Origin of the sequence: Catenibacterium sp. (assembly GCF_052354645.1) — a bacterium.
In the GTDB taxonomy this organism is placed as follows: domain Bacteria; phylum Bacillota_I; class Bacilli_A; order Erysipelotrichales; family Coprobacillaceae; genus Catenibacterium; species Catenibacterium mitsuoka_A.
In genome coordinates, this window is record NZ_DAWDDM010000240.1 from 1 (window position 1) to 3,042 (window position 3,042).

A 3,042-nucleotide genomic window follows, 5' to 3' on the forward strand; every position below is an offset into this window, starting at 1 on the left:
GATATACTTGTGAGAACTTAGTTGTATAATGTTCTGTCTTAGTAATAATACATTCATCTGTATTAGTTACCTTTGCAAGAGGATCATTGATCCAGCATAATGCAAGTGGAATAAAGATAATTAGGAAGCATGTAAATAATGCATCTCTAGGTAATCCAGCTTTTTCACCAATCCAGCGATAGAATACAAAGATAATTAAGAATACAATAATTGTTGCATAAATAAGAGGTCTTGTATTTTCCATTGCATATTTAGTAAATAGAATTAACCATCCTGTAATAGTAGGAATAATAAAATTACCGAAGAACAATCCATATAATTCTTTGATTGCTGGCTGATTTCCTTCGGCAGTTAGACCTAAATAGTAAATACCTGCAAGCACTGGGATAACGATAGAAATTAATCCACCCACAACAAGAGAATCGAGTGCACCAATCATACCAGCCACTAATGACACTAACTGGATAAGTGTTAATACAAGCATTACTGGTTTAATAACTGATACAGAAGGCATACGACTAGGTGCTTCCTTTGTACCTTCAATATCTTCATAAGGAATCTTATGATCGGTACATTCTTCAACTAATTCAGCTAAATCAGCCACTTCAAATTCTAATGAAGAAAGCTGTGCAATCACTCCTTCTTTAGAATAAATAGTAAGTGTCTTACCATCATCTACTAGTTTAGTAATGTCTTCATAAGCATACTTCTTTTCATTATTACCTTCTTTAAAAGTAATATCATCTTCAGTCATCATATAAGAGAAAGTCTTCTTCTTGTTCACCTTTAAAGTGATATAAATCATAAGTAGAAGTCCGATCACACCAAGCCCTGTAATCACATAATAACCGTCTTTTGCTTCTATAAAGCCAAGAACTAACATGATAATACCAAATACAGGACAAAGAAACTTCATTGTACTAATATGAAATAGTAAACTATCCTTATATGTTACGTCTCTATTCATTTGTTTACCTCAACTCCTTACGTATACAGTATATATTACATTAATTTTAGATGTAAACACAAGCGATAGTTGATAAATTATAGCCTTATTAAGGTGATTTATGGTAAAATAAATCTATATGGAGGTAAAAATATGAAAACTCTTACAGTTGCAGTGCCTTGTTATAATTCACAAGATTATATGAGACATGCTATCGAACCATTATTAATATGTGAAAATGATATTGAAATCTTAATCATTGATGATGGTTCTAAGGATCAGACAGGAGAGATAGGAGATTTATTGGAGGAAGAATATCCTGCAACAATCAGATGTATACATCAGGAAAATGGTGGACATGGTGAAGCAGTGAATACTGGTTTAAAGAATGCAACCGGACGCTTCTTTAAAGTGTTAGACAGTGATGACTGGTTTGACGAAGCATCTTTAGTTAAAGTGATTCAGACATTAAAGAAACTTGGTAATGATGTTGATATGATGATTTGTAACTATGTCTATGATAAACCATCAAAGAATACACAGAAACCTATTCGTTATACAAATGCATTCCCTGAAAATAAGATTTTTAGATGGTATGATGTGAAATATTTCTATCCATCACAGAACCTATTAATGCATTCAATTATCTATCGTACAGAAGTATTACGTGCAAGTGGTCTTGTACTTCCTAAACATACATTCTATGTAGATAACTTATTTGTGTATGAACCTATTCCATTTGTTCAGACTATGTATTATCTAAATGTTGATTTATATCACTATTTCATTGGTCGTGATGATCAGTCAGTGAACGAAACAGTGATGATTAGACGTATTGATCAGCAGATCAGAGTGAATAAACGTATGATTGATGCAATTGATATTGATAAGCTTAAATCACGTAAGATGAGAAAATACTTAATTAAGTATCTATCTATGATTACTACAGTAACTACAGTACTCTGCGTAAAGAGTGGTACAGAAGAAAACCTACAGAAACGTAATGATTTATGGGCTTATATGAAGGATACAAAGCCTGCCGTTTATAAGGAAGTAAAGAAGACTGCATTAGGTCTTGCTATGCAATTAAATGATCCACTAGGACGTAAACTAATCGTTGGTGGATATAAACTTGCACAGAAACTATTTGGTTTCAATTAACAGTGATTCTATCACTGTTTTTTTATGTTGACTATTACCTACCGAATCGATAGAATGAAATTTGGGTGATTAAATGATTAAGAAATTCATAAAGACTCATGAACATGCATGGGTTCTTGTCTATTTTGTATTTTATATGCCTTGGTACTTTGGCTTACAACAAAGAGATATTAGTCATTTCTTTGATATGTATGTAGGATTAGACCGTATCATACCATTTGTACCAGCATTTATTATTCCTTATATCTATTGGTTTTTATTTGTTGCAGGAACTTTGTTATTTTTGTTTTTTTATGATGCAGATGAATTCTATCGTGGCTTTTCATTTTTAGCTTGTTGTATGACCATTTCACTCATCATATTCACAATCTTCCCGACAACATTCTGTCATCGTCCAGAAGTACTTACAGGGAATGCCTTTGAACAATTCTGGTTAAGATTTATTTATGGAGCAGATAAACCAACCAATGTATTTCCAAGTATTCATGTATTTAATTCAATAGGATGTGCGATAGCACTTATTAAATCAAAGAAATTTAAAGATAATAAACCAATGCATATATTTGCGATTATCTCAGCAGTACTTATTACATTATCTACAATGTTCATCAAACAGCATTCATGTATGGATGCTGTAGCAGCAAGTATAATCGCATATGTGCTCTATCAGCTCATTTATAAGAGAGAGCATCCACGTTTACGTCAATTCGTATATTCAAAGTTTCCTAATAAAGGCTAAAGGTGTCATTTTACTGACACCTTTTTAATCGCAATAATTCATAAAATAATAAAGTTTTGCGGTTTTAAACCGCAAAACTATTGTGACAATTATAGTTTTGCGATTATATGTTTATGAAAGAGGTGAGGCTATGAGCTATAGACAATTATATTTTGATTCACTCATGCAATTTGAAGATACAGAATTAGTGAGACTA

At 32.0% G+C, this 3,042-nt stretch carries 3 protein-coding genes; 2 read left to right on the plus strand and 1 reads right to left on the minus strand.

The features are described from left to right. Nucleotides 1–967: hypothetical protein (locus ACT8VG_RS09315; protein ID WP_444195704.1), on the minus strand; the 967-nt coding region annotated here is incomplete at its 3' end. 132 nt (nucleotides 968–1,099) lie between these two features. Between ACT8VG_RS09315 and ACT8VG_RS09320 the strand changes: the two genes are divergently transcribed. Continuing rightward, nucleotides 1,100–2,107: a glycosyltransferase family 2 protein gene (locus tag ACT8VG_RS09320; RefSeq protein WP_217106712.1), complete on the plus strand. Its 1,008-nt coding sequence runs from the start codon at nucleotides 1,100–1,102 to the stop codon at nucleotides 2,105–2,107. A 73-nt stretch (nucleotides 2,108–2,180) separates the two neighbouring features. Further along, the gene (locus ACT8VG_RS09325; protein WP_444195705.1) at nucleotides 2,181–2,846 is read left to right on the plus strand and encodes a phosphatase PAP2 family protein; all 666 of its coding nucleotides are present in this window, start codon (nucleotides 2,181–2,183) and stop codon (nucleotides 2,844–2,846) included. The last annotated feature ends 196 nt before the right edge of the window (nucleotides 2,847–3,042 follow it).